Source organism: Cytophaga sp. FL35, from assembly GCF_014349235.1.
Classification (GTDB): Bacteria; Bacteroidota; Bacteroidia; order Flavobacteriales; family Flavobacteriaceae; genus Euzebyella.
Genome location: NZ_JACSOH010000005.1, coordinates 195397 through 213644, shown reverse-complemented (window position 1 = coordinate 213644; position 18248 = coordinate 195397). Strand labels below are relative to the sequence as shown.

Sequence of the window (18248 nt, the reverse complement as noted above, 5' to 3'; positions counted from 1 at the left end):
CCGGCTTTTTTATGCTGTTATTTTGCCTTACAGAAATAATTTCAAAATGAATTTTGGGTTCAACATTTGTTACCTTTAAACAAAACCTCAGAATTGAACCTTTGAAAAAGCGCTGTCTCTACTTTCTCTTCTTAATTACCACACTTGGCTATTCCCAACAGAACTATCAGCGCACCCTAAAATTGATGGGGAGCAGATTTGATATTACAGTGGTAGCAAACGATTCCGTACAAGGCGCTAAGTACATCGATTTTGCCATTGCAGAAATTGAGCGGATTGAAACACTTATTTCTTCCTGGGATTCCCAATCGCAAACATCACTTATTAATAAAAATGCAGGAAAGAGAGCTGTTTCCGTTCATCCGGAACTATGGCAACTCATCAAAAGAAGCTTGGATATTTCCCAGGTGACCGACGGTGCTTTTGACATTACTTATGCCTCCATGGATAGAATTTGGGATTTTAACAATCCCGATCCAGCCCTACCCTCGGCTGAAGACATAAGAGCGTCTGTCTCTAAGGTAGGTTTTAAAAAGGTAAAATTAGATAAAGAAAAGCATACCGTTTTTTTAAAGGAGAACGGAATGAAAATAGGGTTTGGCGCCATAGGTAAAGGCTATGCCGCAGACATGGCCAAAAAATTATTGATGAAACAAGGTGTTAGCGGGGGGATTATCAATGCCTCTGGCGATATGAATACATGGGGACAGCAAGCGAACGGAAAGCCATGGAAAATAGCCCTGACCAACCCGCTGAACAAGAATCAAGTCTTTGTATCGTTTAATTTAAAAGAGGAAGCTGTAGTAACCAGCGGCAACTATGAAAAATTTAAAATGTTGGACGGCAAGCGCTATTCGCACATTATTGACCCACGTAGCGGCTGGCCCGCCAGTGGATTGGCCAGTGTTACCATTTTTGCCCCACAGGCAGAACTTGCAGATGCCTTGGCGACGGCAGTATTTGTAATGGGCAAGGAAACAGGGCTCAACTTAATTCAACAAATACCCAAAGTAAAGGCCATCATTATTGATGATCAGGGAAGCATCTTTACTTCCAAAAACATTGAAATAGATAGAACATGGGAAAATTAATTATTCTTGCCGCTTTCGTTGGGCTTATGTGCACAAGCTGTCTAACGGTAAAAGAATATCAAAAGGTCAATTTAAACGACCCGGATATGGTGCTCACCGATAAAAAGGTAGACCGAAACCTGAACGTGATGCATTCCTACAGAGAGGGATCCGTAGGAGCGAATGGTGGTAAAACTGGGGGCGGATGCGGATGCAATTAAGAACATTTTCAATTATACTGAAGAATGGCCTAGTTTTTTGTTTTTTCATGGCTTGTCTCTTGCTAACGGCCCAAGATGACAATTCCTATAAAAAGCGGGTACTGGAAACCACCGAAATAGACTTTCTCACTAGTTACTACACCCAAGACGGAGAAAATGCTGCAGTTACAGGTGGAACGGGTACCGAAGAACTTACGGATGCTACAGGAACGGTAATTGTTTCCATTCCCATGAACGATGACGATGTTTTAATGGTCGATGCCGGAATTTCCGCTTACACCTCGGCTTCTTCCAGCAATGTGAATCCCTTTGACAGTAATAACAATGCCAATGCTTTTAATGCCACAACTGGAGCCTCTCAATCGGATGTTTGGGTGAATTTTATTGGCACGTATAGCCATAGTTCCGATGACCGAAACAAGATTTGGACAGGCAAGCTATCGGTGAGTTCTGAGTATGACTATTTTTCTTTTGGATTTGGAGGAAGTTATACCCGTCTTTTCAACGAAAAAAATACCGAAGTCAGCCTAAGCACCAATATATTTCTAGACAAATGGAAACTCATTTATCCCATAGAATTGCGGCCTTTTGCCGAAGGCGGAATTGGAGAGTTTAGACGCAGTGAAATAACCGGAAATCCTAATTACACCCCGGCTTTTACAGATTTGGAAAACTCCAACCGAAACTCCTATTCCCTTGGATTCACCTTTTCGCAAATTCTACAAAAAAATATACAAGGTTTGATTTCGGTGGATGTCGTACAACAACAAGGCTTGCTCTCTACGCCTTTTCAACGGGTTTATTTTGATGATGTTTCGGATTCTTTTGTGGAAGGTTTTCATCTAGCGGATGATATTGAAAGACTACCGGATAACCGACTCAAATGGGCTCTTGGTACGCGACTTAACTGGTTTTTAAATGCTTCGCTATCCTTGAGAACCTATTATCGATTTTATACCGATGATTGGGGAATTACCTCCCACACGGCCAGTGTAGAACTCCCGATTAAAATCACGGATAAGTTTACCCTTTACCCTTCGTATAGATATTATGGGCAGCAAGCAGCTACTTATTTTAGGGGATATAACCAGCATATTTTAACACAGGATTATTACACTTCAGATTTTGACCTTTCTGAATATATGGCCCAGCAAATAGGTTTTGGAGTCACCTATACGGACATATTTACAAACTTCAAAATCTCAAAAATTGGATTGAAAAGTATCGTTTTAAAGGTTTACAAATACGACCGAGATACCTCGTTCAGCTCTTGGATTGCCCTTGGTGGTTTCAACTTTGTGGTAGATTAAATTATGCTTCAAAGCCTTTCCACTCGTGATACTTAATTGTTTTTACAGGGCCATGAACGGCCAATGCTCCTACATAGCCGTTTTTGGGCATAAAGGATGATAAACTCCATTCATTTTTTTCTTCTGCATCCCAACGAGTAGCAAGTAATTTGGCCTTCTCCCCTATGGAAACCGAAAAATCCGCCAAAGGAAATGAAAGTCCGCTCCCTTTGGCTTTTATGAATGCTTCCTTACGAGTCCAGCATCTATAAAATGCTTCAAATTGCAATTCCTTTTCCACTTCCTTGAGATTTTGAATCTCGTCATGAGCAAAGAAATTATCGGCAATATCCATCACCTCAAAATCTGTTTTGATATACTCCACGTCCACACCGAGCTCAAACTGTTGTATAAAGGCTAGCACTATCATTTCCCCCGAATGGGAAACATTGAATTTTAACTCTGGATAATCTAAAAAATAAGGTTTGTCATACTCTTCATAACCCATTTGTATAGAAACTGGCGTACAATTGAGGTACTGGCCCGCCAATAGGCGTAAGGCGCTTCTTGCCAAGATATTCAAGCGTTGGTCATTTTCGAATTTAAAACGTTGGCTTCGTAGTTGCTCTTCTTGGGACAATAGTTGAAAGTAAGACGTTAAATCATGCGGGAACTTTGCGGTATCAATGGACCAAATATCAACTGAATTACTCAAAAGTTTCATTAACTTTTCCTTTACCTATTAATTTCGCAGACTCGTACCTGTCCATTAAATCATCTACATTCTGCGCCGTTTCCATCACGGTACCTTCCAAAAACAAGCGGTCATGATGGCCTAAGGTGGGCAGCACATGTACATTTCCAGTGGTCATTTTTTCCCAGGAAGCAACCACCTTGCTATTGAATTCTTCCTGTTTTTTTTTGGTGAGCAGAAGATTTATAGAGCTTTTTATGGGTTGCCATTGATACGAGCGATAAATCTCAATATGATTCAAATGTAATTCTTGAACTATTTTTTCGCTTCCTGTGACATCGTTCGTTTTTAAACGTTCCCTTAGGGGACGAATAAATTTACCCTTTACAAAATTGGATACGGTCTTCACCGGATTCTTCGCGAACCTACCCAAAAAAGCCTTTGCCCTTCTAGGGGTTTGTGAAGCATCAAAAAGACTTAGGTAGTCGGCCATGGTGTCTGCGATTATAAGGTTGACCTGTTCCCCTTTTTCTTCCAACTGCCTGCAAACCTCCGCGCCAATTGCTGTGTTATAGCAATAAGAAATAAAATGATAAGGTCCATGTGGTGTTACTTGCTTTATATCCGCAATAAAATCCTTTGCCATGGTATTCACCGAATTATGAAGAACCAATTCCCCCTCATGTGGTGAGGCTTGAAGGGCAAATACAGGGCGCTCATTTTTTAATTTTTTACCGAAAAGATTGTAAAAGAAAAAATGCGTTCCACCGCTATGTAGACAGAACAATGGTGGTTTGCTTCCATTAGGTACAATAGGCACCAAATGTTTTAGGTTAAGTTGGGAGATGGCTTCTTCTACTCGCTTATCCTCAGTGAGCATAAAATTGGCCAATTGTTCCACATTTTGATGCTCAAAGAGCTGTTTGGGTTCCAATTCAATTCCAGCGGACCTCGCTTTGGCAATCACCTGAATGCTTAAAATAGAGTCCCCGCCGATATCAAAAAAATTATCGGCCACTCCAATATTCGGAAGCTGTAAAACTTCTTGCCAGATAGATAATAATTTTTTTTCAATATCATTTTTCGGCTCTCGAGCTTCAGGCTTAGCTTTTTGTTCTTCTTGCGCTAAGGGCCGTACACTGCGGAGCGCTTTTTTATTCACCTTCCCATTGGGCAGTAAGGGAAATTCTTCCAATTTTACCCATTGAGACGGAACCATATATTCAGGGACCTTGGCTCGAAGACTGCTTTTTAAAGCTTCCAAATCAAAATCTTGATTGGCTTTAACATAAGCCACAAGTTGTTGGGAATCTGGTTTATCAGATGATTTTTCTCTGTTTATTATACGCTGCTCTGCCCTAGCCCAAAGTAACTTTCGTTCTTCGGGGGTCAGTTTGGTGATTCTATCTGTAAGCGCAGTAGTCAAATTATTCGCATTTTTTTTATTCTCGGGAGGACAAGAATGATTCCGTTTTCCCCAATATTTCAACTTCGTTTAGAAGCTGCTCAATTTCCTCCTCTTCCAATGTAGCCATCAATTGTCCAAGAAATGCATCAGCATTATCAAAATCAGAAAAAGTACTATCTTTCTCTATTTCCAAAGTTTCAACCTGCGCAATAACTTCGGTTACGGTACCTAAAGATTTGATGGCATTCTCAACTTCTTCCAATTCAATTCTATACCCCCTAAGTTTGACCTGCTGGTCTGCCCTTCCTAAAAATTCCAAGTTTCCGTCGGCCCTAAACCTACCCAAATCTCCGGTTTTATACATTTTTTCATAACCCGAATGGCCAAAGGGGTTTTTAAGAAATACTGCAGATGAAAGTTCCGTTCTATTCAAATATCCTTTGGCCAAACTTGGTCCGGAAATATAGATTTCGCCCACAGCTCCAAAAGGAACCATTTCTAAATTTTTGTTGAGAAGATATATTTTGTTACCAGCTACTCCCCTACCAATGGCAACAGTTTTCTCCATTTCTGCTGGAATAATCTCGTGCGCCGTGGCCCAAACCGTAGCCTCTGTAGGTCCGTACTCATTATACAGTTTTGTACTCGGTAACTTTTTATAGTGCAATTGACATAGGGAAGGAGTACATGCCTCACCTGCAACTATAACTGTATTTAAAGTATGAAGTCTTTTAGTCTCCACATGGCCCAAAATAAGTGCGTATAAAGAAGGGAGCATAAGGGCATGACTAACTTGATTTTTTTCAATAAGTTCCCCAACTTTTTGTACATCTTGTTCAATTCTATTTTCGGTAAGTATCAAGTTGCCACCTGTACAGAGGGTCCAAAAAATTCCAGCTTTTGAGCTATCAAAGGAGATGGAAGACATTAAAAGAAACGCTTTAGGGCTTTCCTTGTAAAAATCCAACCGGCCTGCGGTTGAATTGAGGATATCATCATGTGTTATGGGTACTCCTTTAGGTTTTCCACTGCTACCCGATGTATAAATAACGTAGGCCAGATTATTTCTATTGTCTGCTGGAAAAGTGATGTTTTCCTTAGTTCTCGAGGGCTTTAATTCATCTATAAAAAGTGTTTGGATATCTTTTCCTGCAAAAACATCCTTTAACGAACTATGGGAAACCAATAAGGAACATTGGGCATCTTCCAAAATAAAATGTAGCCGTACCATTGGGTAATTTGGATCAATGGGTAAATAGGCATTGCCAGATTTTAGAATACCCAATAGACCAATGATCATTTCCATAGAACGGTCTACACACAAGCCGATAATTCCATTGCTTACACCCTTCCTTTGGTTTAAAATATGTACTGCTACCTCTTCTGCCCTACTATCAAGATCTTGATAGCTAAGAGAGGTATCACCCAAAGTTACGGCCTTTTTATCCGGGTTATTTTTAGCTACTTCCCCAATGACCTCATGTATTCCTTGGTACTCCAAAAAGGAACTAATCCTTGCGGGTCTTTCTAGAAAAAAGGCTTTTTCTTTTTCTGTTAATAGGGCTATTTCAGAAGTTTGTATAGCAGTTGATACCACTAGCTGCTTCAAAAGAATTTCATAGTGATCCAACATTCGTCTAATGGTCACTTCTTGAAACAAATCGGTATCGTATTCAAAAGTAAGATCAAGGCTCCCCTTTTTTTCCGAAATGGAAAGGGTAAGGTCAAACTTGGCAACCTCTGTGTCGAATTCAAACTCTTTGGATAATTGAACCTCATCACCAAAAACCGGAACTTCTTCTTGAGGATGATATAAGAACATAACCTGAAAAAAAGGATTCACAGACAGTGAACGCGTCACTTTTAGTTCCTTTACCAAGACATCAAAAGGGATGCTTTTATTGGAAAAAGCCTCCAAGGTATTTGTTTTGATTTTTTCTATTAAGGACGCTAAAGAATCATTTTCAGAAATGGAATTTCTAAGAACAACCGTATCAACAAAAAAACCGAAGGCATCTTCCAAGACTTTGTTATTTCTATTGGAAACTGGGGTTCCTACTAAAATGTCATTTTGACCCGTATACTTATGTAATAGTACATAAAAACCGGCCAAAAGAAGATTAAAAGGTGTCGTTTTCTGTCTCGTTGCCAGATTTAGAACTTCTTTTGAAAAGCTCTCGGACAGGGATTTGGTTAGTTGCTTTCCGTTAAACTTTGGCACCGCCGGTCTTTGAAAATCGGTCTGCAGATTTAAAACAGGTATTTCTCCTGAAAGTTTTTCCTTCCAATAATCCAGTGCTTGGGGATTTATTTCCTTATTTCTTTCCCAATAGGCGTAATCCTTATATTGGATTTCTGGTTGAGAAACTAACAAATCTGCTCCGGAAGACAATGCTCTATAATGCGTTGCCAATTCATTTTTTAAAAGGCCAATAGACCATTCATCCACAATGATATGGTGGATGGTAAGGAAAAAAACATGGGAATCCTCAGAAAGTTTAACTAGGGAGGCTTTTAAAAGTAACGGACTCGATAACGTAAAAACGGTTCGGGATTGCTCGCGCATCAGGGCTTGCAAAAGCCTATCAGATTCAACACTTGAATGCTTGCTGAAATCCTCCTGCCGTATTTCTGGTTTTAAATCGGAAGTTTTGATCACAGGAGAGCCGTTTTCCATTGGAAAATAGGACCTCAGTATTTCGTGATTTAGGCAAACTTGCTCAAAGGCTTGCTGCAAAAATTGAGTCTCCAATTTTCCTTTAAAAAGTAAAGCTTCCGAATAATTATAGAACGGATTTTCAGGATACAATTGCTGTAAAAACCAGATACGCTGCTGACCGCTAGACAGAGGAATCTTTGCATCCTCCGGCGCTTTCGGCACTGTGGATTGCGTGGATGTTTTGGATTTGTCCCGATTCTTCCACCTGTTTAAAAGCGAACTATTTGATGCCTTTTTTTCCAACTAAAAAATTATTTTGTTTGAAGTTACAGCAAACCTATGAACCTGGCGATGGGGTACAAATTGCGATTAACAATTTCATCCAAAGGCAAATCCACATCAAAAGCTCTTTCTATAAACCAATAGGCAGACACCAAAATGAGAAGTACAGATAGACCGACCAATAATTTTGGATATATTTTTCGCTTTCGTATCAGGAATAGAACTGGAAAAATTAAAGCTATGATGACTATTTGACCAATCTCCACACCTACGTTAAAACCTACCAAGGATAAGGAAAGATATTCCCCCTTAAAACCTAAATCCCCAAGAACACTGGCAAAACCAAAACCATGGAATAAACCGAATATAAATGCAATTACCCAATCCTTCCCTTTAAAAATAGGCTTGATATTATGCAGAGCGGCCAAACCTACCGAAAAAGCAATAATTGACTCTACCACCCTTGACGGTAATTCTATAATTCCTAAAGATGCCAAGCTTAAAGTAATAGTATGTGCAAGGGTAAAAAAGGTAACAATTTTTAGAATGTACATAAAGGCCGGCTTAAATTCCAATACCGGCTCCCACCCAAAAATGTTGAATTTAGTAGGTGCATCGGCCATAGGTTCCCTTCTTCTTCGAACTACGGAAGGTAGAATCAAGGCCAAAAGGAAAAGAATATGATCCATACCTATCCAAATATGCCAAATACCTTGCTCAACCATTGCTACGAATCCTTTCCATAAAGATGTTTCGGTAAGGTCAATGGTTCCCTTAGGTTCGTCCTTAGTAAGGTAGAGGGCTACAATGGACTCATTATTAATTAAACCGGCTTTCCAATTGTATTCCATGGCAATCAACCCTTGATGCGAAGGGTCTTCTTCCATAAACGCGGTATATTCTACAATTAAGTCATCAGGAATGTTTTTCGCCGGTTCCAACCTAAAATGAAAATTGATAAAGTCTCCAAAACTGGTATCAAGTTTAGAAAGCTCACCCGTGAAAACAATTTTATAAGCGCCTATTTCAGTGGACGAAAATTGCAAATGTTCCAGTAGGTATTCTTCAATTTTCTTTTGGTATGGACGTACATCCTCAATGCTAGGGCCTAAACCTACATCCAATTTAAACACCGAAATAAGCTCATTGGCATTTACCTCCACACGCCCCTCGATACCGGTCTCTTCATAGATTCTTAAATATATAAGGCTCTGTTTGGGTTGGTGGGCGTAAATTAAGATAGGTAATAATAGGAATGCAATAAGTAATGGTAACAGTTTTTTCATAACGTCTAAAAAGGTACAGATTTTTATAATTGTAAAATAAAGCCCGGGTTCGAAAAATGGATGGAGCTAATAAAATATCCATTGTAGCTCAGACAAAATTTAAGTGTGATAGTACATTTGAGTTTTACATAGCACAAACCTTAGTATACACTTTAACAATCTGTTGGTTTAGTTGATAAATATTGCCAATATTTCAAAAGAAAGTATACTAAAGTTCCTTTTTTTCGATTATCGACCCCAAAATAAGGATTAGCAATCCAACTTTTGCTTGAATTCTTAAAATCCAAAACCTACCTTTACCAAGCTATGAATTAAGAAAATACACCTTTCTATTAGGGGAGTATTTTGGTTTGTTAATTTAATCATCAACCAAGTTCCTATCTTGTTATACAACTTGCAACATATAATTGAAAACGCAGCAAAATCCCTCCCGGACCGTGTTGCTTTTAGTTGTCTAAAAAAGGTCATTACTTACCAAGAGTTGGATCAACAAGCCAATCAACTTGCTCATTCTTTGTTAAATAATGCACATTTAAAAGGGGATCGAATAGGAATTTACATGCCACGCTGTTTGGAATCCGTCACAGCCGTTTTTGGGATTCTTAAATCAGGTGGGGTCTACGTTCCATTAGACCCTTTTGCTCCTGCCCATAGAACGGCCGCCATTATTGAGGATTGCAACATAAAAACCTTGGTTACTATTCCTAATCAGAAAAAGAGGGTTGAAGGTGTACTAAAGGAGACCTCCCAAATTCAGCTTATCATTGGATCGGAAACTATTTCAAATTGTTCATCCATAGCTTGGGAAACCATATTTGAGGAAAAAAATAGCAAGCCCCTGTTGGAAATTTTGGAAAGTGACCTTGCGTTTATACTTTATACCTCTGGATCTACAGGTTCTCCTAAAGGCATTATGCACACCCATTATAGTGCCCTAAGTTTAGCCAAAATTGTGGCTCATACTTTTGATTTTACCCAAGAAGATATTTTTGGCAATCCCGCACCACTGCATTTTGACCCTTCCACCTTCGGTTACTTTGTTGCTCCTTTAGTACGGGCGAAAACGGTTATTATACCTGAGGCATATTTAAAAATGCCTGCTAGTTTAAGTGCATTGATTGCTCAGGAGAAAATAAGTGTTTGGTATTCTGTACCCTTAATGCTCATACAACTGCTAAAAAGTAATACCCTTACAAAATATGATTTTTCCCATTTACGATGGATTTTCTTTGCTGGGGAAGTATTTATACCCAAGCATTTAAAAGCCCTAATGGAAATCTGGCCACAGGCGAGGTATTGTAACTTATATGGACCGGCAGAACTTATTTTATGCACCTATTATCCATTAGAGGAAATTCCCGATGCTCATATCAACATTCCAATAGGAAAAACGTGGGCCAATACAGAGTTTAAAATCCTAAATTCTCAAGGTGAAGAAGTACTACAAGGCGAAGAAGGTGAACTCACCATACGGTCTGCGACTTTAATGCAAGGCTATTGGAACAATCCTGAAATGACCCAAAAATGTTTTCACCAAGTAAACATTGCTCAAGGATATCAACACACCTATTATAAAACGGGTGATTTAGTTAAGTTAAGCGAAGCCAATGAACTACTTTTTTTAGGCAGAAACGATCGTCAAATAAAGCTAAGAGGCTATCGCGTGGAATTGGATGAAGTTGAAAATATTCTATTACAACATCCACTGGTGGAAGAAGCCGCGGTAATAGCTGTAAAGGACACCGAAGAGGCTCAGAAATTACAAGCCAGTATTCTTTTAAGAAACGGCAAATCCTTGCAAATTGATGAACTTCGGGAATTCTGCAGCCAATTTTTACCCTCGTATGCCCTCCCTGAGAGTATAACAATAATGAAAGATTTTCCAAGAACCAGTTCCGGAAAAATTGATCGTAAACAAATTGCCAATTTAATAGACCAGCCACAACCATGAAAGATAAAATTTCCAATTATATCATCCACCATATTGCGAAACAGAAAATAGAAGCAATCCATGCTGACGATGATTTGCTAGCCGACGGATTAATCGATTCTCTTGGAATGATGAAATTGGTTGCGTACGTAGAAAAAGAGGCTCAAATAAAGATTCCTCCCGAAGATCTCACCCTCGAAAATTTTATGACCATTGATCATATTCTCGAGTATTTGGCAAACCATTCAACAACGTGATATCATCCTCCCCCATGCAAGATCAAGGCAAAACAAAATTACCATTGACCCAAAGTCAACTTTCTATCTGGGCAAGTCAAAAGCTTCAACCAGATAGTCCATCCCATAATATTGTCTACACTTTTGAAATCGAAGGTCCTCTCAACACCACTGTTTTTAAAAGAGCATTTGCCAATCTTACTGCAGAAACCGATATTTTCAACATAACTTTTGGAGAGAATCAAGGAGAACCTTTTCAGTTAAAAACTGATATTACAAAGTTTGAATTGCCCATTTTAGATGTAACAAGTTTATCGGAAAAGGAGGTAGAAAAACAGATTTACGAAAAGACTTTAGAGCCTATAGACATTGGACACCAAGTGTTTGATGCTCTTCTGCTACAAAAACAAAATAGCACAATTTGGTTGTTAAAATTTCACCATCTGGTAACGGACGCTATTTCCTATCAAATACTTTATCGAAGATTAAGTGTTTTGTATGCAAATTTAATGTCAAAAGAAGTTGAGGACAAAAATATTCCAGGTAAGTATCTAGATTACGTTTTGTTTGAAAACGATGCCGTCTACAGGGAAGGTTTTAGCGAACATTCTGACTATTGGAAAGAAAAGTCGCTACAAGCCGTTGATGAAATAAAATTCTATGGTGAGAAGAAAGCGCCTAATACTACCGCCGCTGAACGTATCATAGTAAACTTAGGATCAAAACGTTTAGAAAAACTTAAAACGGTTAGTCAATTGTCCCAAGTGAGAGGTTGGACCCCAAGTTTGACCTTGTACAACATTTTTATGACCGTTTATGCAAGTTTTATCCATAGGGTGACTGGCAGCGATCATATTGCCATTGGCTCCCCTTCTCATAATAGGAATGAGCCAAAATTTAATAACACACCGGGCCTTTTTGTAGAGGTTCTTCCATACTATTTCGACATAACGGAAAAAGAGAGTTTTCAATCCCTACTTCAAAAAGTAAAAATTGAAAGCAATAACTTTTTAAAAAATGTTTCTCCCGGCATGGTGGGTAATGTAAAGGACCAGCAGATTGCTGCAGTCCTAAATTTTATCAATGCTGAATTTCCTGATTTTCACGGCATGCCTACAAAGGTTAAATGGGTTCACAATGGGCATATTGATGATTCTCACGATATACGCTGTCATATTTTTGACTTTGAGGGCGATGGTGATTACTACATTGCATTTGACTTAAACACCTCTGTTTTCAATGAAGAAAAAAGAAGGGTGGTACCCCAGCATTTTCTTCTTCTATTAGATGCTTTTTTAGAGAATTTACAGTCCGAAATAGCCAGTATACCCTTGGTTAAACCCACTTTTTCAGATGAAAGCAATTTTCCCCAACAAAATAGTTCAAAAACAAAGACCCTATATGAAGAATTTAAGCTTCAAGCTGAAAAAAATCCAAATTCCATTGCCCTACAGAGTAAAGCTGAGACACTTACATATAGAAATCTTTTCCATAAAGTAGATATACTTGCCAACCATTTGATTTCAAATGGGGTGCAAAGAGGGAGCAAAGTAGCGCTGCATTTACAGCGAAGTACAGACTATGTGATAAGTGTATTGTCCATTCTAAAGATTGGGGCGGTATTTGTTCCCATTGCTACTGATCAACCTTTGGAAAGATTAAAATATAATGTACATAAAGCCAACTGCTCGTTCCTCTTGTGTCAAAAAGAAATTCCTTTAGAAATAGCCTTTACCAACCTGAATTTATTCAATTGGTCAAAGCCTCAACCAGAAAACTTCGATTTTAAAATCTCTTCTGAACATCAACTAAGTTATATTTTATTTACTTCAGGAAGTACGGGCAACCCAAAGGGAGTTGCAATTTCCAACGGAGCCCTAATCAATTACCTCCATTGGGCCAAAATAACCTATGAAGTAGATGATAAAAGTATATTTCCCTTATTTACATCCATAGGCTTTGATTTAACGATTACCTCTCTTTTCCTTCCTCTGATATCAGGAGGCAAAATAATCATATATCCTGAAAAAAGTAGCGGTCCGGACACCTCACTTTTGGATGTGGTTACGGATAATTTGGTCAATACCATTAAACTCACTCCAAGCCATTTGGCTCTCCTTGCTGACAGAGACATGAGTACTTCTAAGATTGACATCATGATATTGGGCGGAGAAGACTTAAAAGTGGCCGTGGCAAAAAAGCTAAAGAATCAATTTCATCCTCAACTTCGCATAATTAATGAATATGGCCCAACGGAAGCTACCGTAGGATGTATCTACACCGAATTTGATGAAGCTAGGCACGACCAAACGTCGGTACCCATTGGCAAACCTATCGATAACACGCAAGTCTATATTCTGGACCAACATATGAACATGGTACCCAATGGGGTTCAAGGAGAACTTTACCTTTCGGGAAAAGGTCTAGCCGAAGGCTATGTGGGTGAACATGAACTGACAACCGAGAAATTCTTGGAAAACCCGTACAGCCAACAAACCAAAATATACAAAACAGGGGATTTGGCACGTAGGAATACCAATCAGGAGTTGGAATTTTTGGGCAGGATAGATGATCAGATCAAACTAAGGGGGCATAGAATAGAACTTTCTGAAATAGAGGCACAATTACTGAATATTGAGGGAGTTGAAAGTTGCTCGGTTGTGGTTGTCTCCGGCAACAAACCAGCTAATAACCAAGAAACTACAAATTGTGTGAAATGTGGTCTGCCTTCCAATTATCCAAGTACAGATTTTGATGAATTAGGAGTTTGCCATCTGTGCAGGGCTTTTGAGTCGTACGAAGAAAAAGCGCATCGGTATTTCAAGAATGACAATGCCCTAGTTCAACTTTTAACCTCGAAAAGAGAAGAGAACCCTAATTATGATTGTATTTCCCTTTTAAGTGGCGGAAAGGACAGTACTTACGTGTTGGCTAGACTTGTGAATATGGGTTTAAAAGTATTGGCATTTACTATGGATAATGGATACATATCCCAACAAGCAAAAGTCAATATTGATAAGATTGTGAAAAATTTAGGAGTAGACCATGTATATGGTAAAACACCTCATATGAACGAAATTTTTGTGGATAGTCTCCATAGACATCAGAATGTTTGTAATGGCTGTTTTAAGACCATTTATACCCTTAGTACCTCTATTGCCCTAGAGAAACAAATTCCATTCATAGTAACTGGATTGAGCAGGGGGCAGTTTTTTGAAACCCGTCTTACGGAAGAACTTTTTTGGGATGACCATCTCAATACGGAAAAAATTGACCAGACCATTTTAGATGCCAGAAAATTATATCATCAAGAAAACGATGCCGTAAAAAAGCTGTTGGATACTTCTATGTTTGATGATGAATGCGTTTTTGAAAAAATACAGTATGTAGATTTTTATAGGTATAGTGATGTGAGCTTGGATGAAATGCTGCAATATCTTAAAGACGAAGTGGGTTGGGTACGACCTACGGATACGGGCCGATCTACCAATTGTTTGATCAACCAGGTGGGAATCTATGTGCATAAAAAAGAATTGGGGTATAGCAATTACTCCTTCCCTTACAGTTGGGACGTTCGCTTGGGGCATAAAACCCGAGAGGAAACCTTGGATGAAATAAACGAGGTAATTGACGAAACCGAGGTAAAGAGAATCATGTCTGAAATTGGTTACTCTAAAGAAGACGAGGAGGGTGGGGCCAATAGTGACAGATTGGTTGCCTACTATACCGGAAACCCTGGAGTATCCGTAAAACAATTAAATACTACCTTGCGAGAACAGCTCCCCTCCTACATGGTCCCCTCCCAATTTAAACAATTGAACGAACTACCACTTACGAAAAACGGAAAGGTAGACAAAAAGGCGCTACAACAGCTAACAAGCCTTCAAATAGAACTCGATACCCCGTATGAAGCCCCTAGAAATGAAATTGAGGAGCTTCTAGAGGGCATTTGGAAAGAGGTGCTAAAACTGGATAAGGTGGGAATACACGATGATTTTATTGCTCTAGGAGGTCATTCATTGGCGGCCATTAGAGTGACCGCGAGACTCAATGAGGAAATAGAGACCAACTTCCCTTTGAATAAAGTATTTGAATACCCGAGTATTAAAGCCTATGCGAATTACATTGAAAAAACGCTTACTGAACTTTTAGAAAACTAAAACCTTTTTAAAATAAACTCGTAGATACGATAAACCAACTTAAAGTAATTGAAACAGAATCTCCTAAAATATGGTGCTCTTTTTATGGCCTTATGCTATTTGGCCAACCCCATGCACGCCATGCTTAGCGAGGTATTTCATGACCTTTCCCATTTTATGGAACAACCGGCGGTCCTTGTACATCATCATTCGCATGGGTCAGAAAGCAAATACCACCATCATCAAGAACATGAACATCCATCCGTTTCACACCATCATCAATTAATAGACTTTTTTGATTCGTTGTTCCAAGAACACTCAGAACAAAAGAAACAAGATCAAAACTTTCAAAGTTTGATTTCCCTGGATAAACATATCAATTCAACGAATATAAAATTAACTCCTATTCACAATTTTGAGAAAAAGGCCAACTTTATAAAAATATCCCTTCCCTTGGTAGAGGGGTATTATAGTAAAATACTACACCCGCCTAATCTTATTTCTATTTAAGAAAACTTCGAAGAAAAGAGATTTCTTTTTTCAATTAAATAATGGCCTAGCTAGAAACTATTAAACTCTTTTAGGCCAATTACCAAAGCTGTTGGAGCAATAGGATATTCCTTCTAAGAAATGTCCTTAAGGTTCCTATTGCACACAGCCATATGACTTACTAAATTTTAAATAAATGAAAAATATAATTACTATTATCCTGTTGATTTTAACAGGATATTCTCTCAAGGCACATGACCTTTATGGTACCGTTACCAACGAAAAACAAGTTGGTCTAGAAGGTGTAGGTGTATATAATAAGACTACAGGTGGCTATACGTACACCAATGTTTCCGGCTATTTTGAACTGGATGATATTTCTGTAGGCGATCAGCTATTCTTTTACAGTCTAGGCTATAAAAATTACGAATTGACAATAACGGAAGACTTGTTGGACGGATCAGTTGAAATCGTTTTGCAAGAGTCCGTAGTAAGTCTCGACCAAGTTGTGTTGGTTTCCAAGGTAAATGCTCTAAGTAATTTCGTAAACGTTGATGTCAAAACCAGCCCGGTGAAATCCTCACAGGAAATATTGCGAAAAGTTCCAGGTTTAATAATCGGCCAGCATGCCGGTGGCGGAAAAGCAGAACAGATATTTTTAAGAGGATTTGATGTTGATCACGGTACGGATGTAGCCCTAAGCGTTGACGGTTTGCCCATAAACATGGTGTCACATGCCCATGGACAGGGGTATGCAGATATGCATTTTATTATTCCAGAAACCATAGATAATTTAGATTTTGGCAAAGGTCCCTACCATGCAAATAAGGGAAATTTTAATACTGCCGGATATGTAGACCTCAAATTGAAGAAGAAAATTGAAAGCAGTATGGTTTCAGTAGAGGTGGGGCAATTTAATACCCTAAGAACTTTGGGGATGTTCAAGGTTGCAGAAAGTGATTTCAGTAACGCCTATATTGCATCGGAAATGTTGTTATCAGATGGTCCGTTTGAATCTTCCCAGAACTTCAATCGTCTAAATGTCATGGGTAGGTACAACTACAACAACAGAAAAGACCAGGATCTTACCATTTCCATTTCTCATTTTCAGAGTAAATGGGATGCTTCCGGGCAAATACCCCAACGGGCGGTTGATCAAGGTTTAATTGGTCGTTTCGGTGCAATCGATGATACTGAGGGAGGCAATACCAGTAGGTCCAATTTCCTTGTGAATCACACCAAGCAACTTGACGAACACTCAAGCGTAAGATCAAAAGCCTATGTATCAAATTATGATTTTGAACTATTTTCCAATTTTACCTTTTTCTTGGAGGACCCCGTAAACGGCGATCAGATAAGGCAATATGAAAATAGAACAATTATAGGGGCGGAGACCGCATACCAACATTCTGTGCATGTGGGTAACCACGATTCTCAATTAAAATATGAAACAGGCATTGGTTTTAGGTACGATGATGTGAACGATGTACAATTATCAAGAACGGCCAATAGAAAAACGCTATTAGAACGACTGGCCTATGGAAATGTAGACGAACTGAATGCTTATGGATTCTTTGACCTTACCTACAAGAAAAACAAATGGACGATTAATCCAGGCTTGAGGTTGGACTATTTTAAATTTGATTATGAAAATCTACTTACGGAAGCCTATGACAACAAGGGAGAGCAAAAATTGTTCCTAGGCCCCAAATTGAATTTGATATATGCCGCTTCGCCAAATGTTCAGTTATTCTCTAAAACAGGTATTGGCTTTCACTCTAATGACAGTCGCGTAGTCACGGCGCAAAGTGGGGAAGAAATATTACCGCTTGCCATTGGCTCAGACTTGGGCACCATTCTAAAACCTACAGACCGTTTAGTGGTCAATGCGGCCCTATGGTATCTTTATTTACAACAAGAATTCGTTTATGTGGGAGATGCCGGTATTGTGGAACCAAGTGGAGAAACAAAAAGACTAGGGGTCGATTTTGGTTTAAGATATCAGTTGACCGATTGGCTTTACGCCAATGGGGATGTAAATTACACCTACGCAAGAAGCATTGAAGATCCAGACGGCGAAAATTATATTCCCTTAGCACCTGACCTGACTTCTAGCGCAGGATTATCTTTTAGCAATATCCATAATTTTTCGGGAGGCATCAACTATAGATATATCAAGGACAGACCGGCCAATGAAGACAATTCAATTGTAGCCGAAGGTTATTTCGTAACTGATTTAAATCTCAATTACAATATCAAAAACTGGACATTGGGATTAATCGTGGAAAACCTATTTGATACCGAATGGAACGAAACACAATTTGCAACGGAAAGCAGGTTATTTAATGAACCACAATCCTTTGAAGAAATCCACTTTACCCCTGGAACTCCTTTTTTCCTAAGAGGGAAAATCTCTGTTAACTTCTAAATATAGTATTGCCAATATATTGAAAAAGTAGCGGTTATAACCGCTACTTTTTTGTTTAAAATAGGCTCAAAATTTTGATTTTCTATGCGCATTCTTCTAACGTATCTTTGCATTGCA

The 18248-nt window shown here is 38.9% G+C and carries 12 protein-coding genes; 8 read left to right on the top strand and 4 right to left on the bottom strand.

Features of this window, described 5'->3' with window-relative positions; genetic code table 11:
* The first annotated feature begins 101 nt into the window (after positions 1 to 101).
* Genes BIZ36_RS05880 through BIZ36_RS05870 form a run of 3 tightly spaced genes read left to right on the top strand, consistent with a single transcriptional unit; the run spans position 102 to position 2601 of the window.
* The gene (locus BIZ36_RS05880; RefSeq protein WP_286174617.1) at positions 102 to 1091 is read left to right on the top strand and encodes an FAD:protein FMN transferase; all 990 of its coding nucleotides are present in this window, start codon (positions 102 to 104) and stop codon (positions 1089 to 1091) included.
* A complete protein-coding gene (locus BIZ36_RS05875) occupies positions 1079 to 1291 on the top strand; it encodes a DUF4266 domain-containing protein (protein ID WP_187456936.1) in 213 nt (70 codons plus the stop codon). The genes BIZ36_RS05880 and BIZ36_RS05875 overlap by 13 nt, the downstream gene beginning before the upstream one ends.
* A 47-nt stretch (positions 1292 to 1338) precedes the next feature.
* Complete coding sequence (locus BIZ36_RS05870; RefSeq protein WP_286174616.1) at positions 1339 to 2601, top strand: DUF3570 domain-containing protein; 1263 nt, start codon at positions 1339 to 1341, stop codon at positions 2599 to 2601.
* 1 nt (position 2602) lies between these two features.
* Here the strand turns inward: BIZ36_RS05870 and BIZ36_RS05865 are convergent, their stop codons facing one another.
* From BIZ36_RS05865 to BIZ36_RS05850, 4 genes are read right to left on the bottom strand one after another with little or no spacing between them, the layout of a single operon-like run.
* Positions 2603 to 3304: a 4'-phosphopantetheinyl transferase family protein gene (locus BIZ36_RS05865; protein WP_187456935.1), complete on the bottom strand. Its 702-nt coding sequence runs from the start codon at positions 3302 to 3304 to the stop codon at positions 2603 to 2605.
* Positions 3288 to 4700 carry a thioesterase domain-containing protein gene (locus BIZ36_RS05860; protein ID WP_187456934.1) on the bottom strand — a complete coding sequence of 471 codons (1413 nt, stop codon included), beginning with the start codon at positions 4698 to 4700 and terminating at the stop codon, positions 3288 to 3290. Before BIZ36_RS05860 ends, BIZ36_RS05865 begins: the two co-directional genes overlap by 17 nt.
* A 16-nt stretch (positions 4701 to 4716) precedes the next feature.
* The gene (locus BIZ36_RS05855; RefSeq protein WP_187456933.1) at positions 4717 to 7644 is read right to left on the bottom strand and encodes a non-ribosomal peptide synthetase; all 2928 of its coding nucleotides are present in this window, start codon (positions 7642 to 7644) and stop codon (positions 4717 to 4719) included.
* A gap of 23 nt (positions 7645 to 7667) precedes the next feature.
* Positions 7668 to 8909, bottom strand: coding sequence for a HupE/UreJ family protein (locus tag BIZ36_RS05850; RefSeq protein ID WP_187456932.1), 1242 nt, complete (start codon positions 8907 to 8909; stop codon positions 7668 to 7670).
* A 382-nt stretch (positions 8910 to 9291) separates the two neighbouring features.
* Here BIZ36_RS05850 and BIZ36_RS05845 point away from each other — a divergent pair, with 382 nt between their 5' ends.
* The 5 genes from BIZ36_RS05845 (at position 9292) to BIZ36_RS05825 (ending at position 18131) form a co-directional block, all read left to right on the top strand.
* Positions 9292 to 10860: an amino acid adenylation domain-containing protein gene (locus tag BIZ36_RS05845; RefSeq protein WP_187456931.1), complete on the top strand. Its 1569-nt coding sequence runs from the start codon at positions 9292 to 9294 to the stop codon at positions 10858 to 10860.
* Positions 10857 to 11096, top strand: a complete 240-nt coding sequence (locus BIZ36_RS05840) for an acyl carrier protein (protein WP_187456930.1) — start codon at positions 10857 to 10859, stop codon at positions 11094 to 11096. The genes BIZ36_RS05845 and BIZ36_RS05840 overlap by 4 nt, the downstream gene beginning before the upstream one ends.
* Positions 11093 to 15235 carry a non-ribosomal peptide synthetase gene (locus BIZ36_RS05835; RefSeq protein ID WP_187456929.1) on the top strand — a complete coding sequence of 1381 codons (4143 nt, stop codon included), beginning with the start codon at positions 11093 to 11095 and terminating at the stop codon, positions 15233 to 15235. Before BIZ36_RS05840 ends, BIZ36_RS05835 begins: the two co-directional genes overlap by 4 nt.
* 48 nt (positions 15236 to 15283) lie before the next feature.
* Complete coding sequence (locus BIZ36_RS05830) at positions 15284 to 15724, top strand: hypothetical protein (RefSeq protein WP_187456928.1); 441 nt, start codon at positions 15284 to 15286, stop codon at positions 15722 to 15724.
* 175 nt (positions 15725 to 15899) lie between these two features.
* Entirely contained in the window at positions 15900 to 18131 is a 2232-nt protein-coding gene (locus tag BIZ36_RS05825; RefSeq protein ID WP_187456927.1) for a TonB-dependent receptor, read from the top strand.
* The last annotated feature ends 117 nt before the right edge of the window (positions 18132 to 18248 follow it).

Coding starts and splice junctions, on each gene's coding strand:
- BIZ36_RS05875 (WP_187456936.1), top strand. CDS start 1,079: ATGGGAAAATTAATTATTCTTGCCGCTTTCGTTGGGCTTATGTGCACA.
- BIZ36_RS05870 (WP_286174616.1), top strand. CDS start 1,339: ATGGCTTGTCTCTTGCTAACGGCCCAAGATGACAATTCCTATAAAAAG.
- BIZ36_RS05865 (WP_187456935.1), bottom strand. CDS start 3,304: ATGAAACTTTTGAGTAATTCAGTTGATATTTGGTCCATTGATACCGCA.
- BIZ36_RS05850 (WP_187456932.1), bottom strand. CDS start 8,909: ATGAAAAAACTGTTACCATTACTTATTGCATTCCTATTATTACCTATC.
- BIZ36_RS05840 (WP_187456930.1), top strand. CDS start 10,857: ATGAAAGATAAAATTTCCAATTATATCATCCACCATATTGCGAAACAG.
- BIZ36_RS05825 (WP_187456927.1), top strand. CDS start 15,900: ATGAAAAATATAATTACTATTATCCTGTTGATTTTAACAGGATATTCT.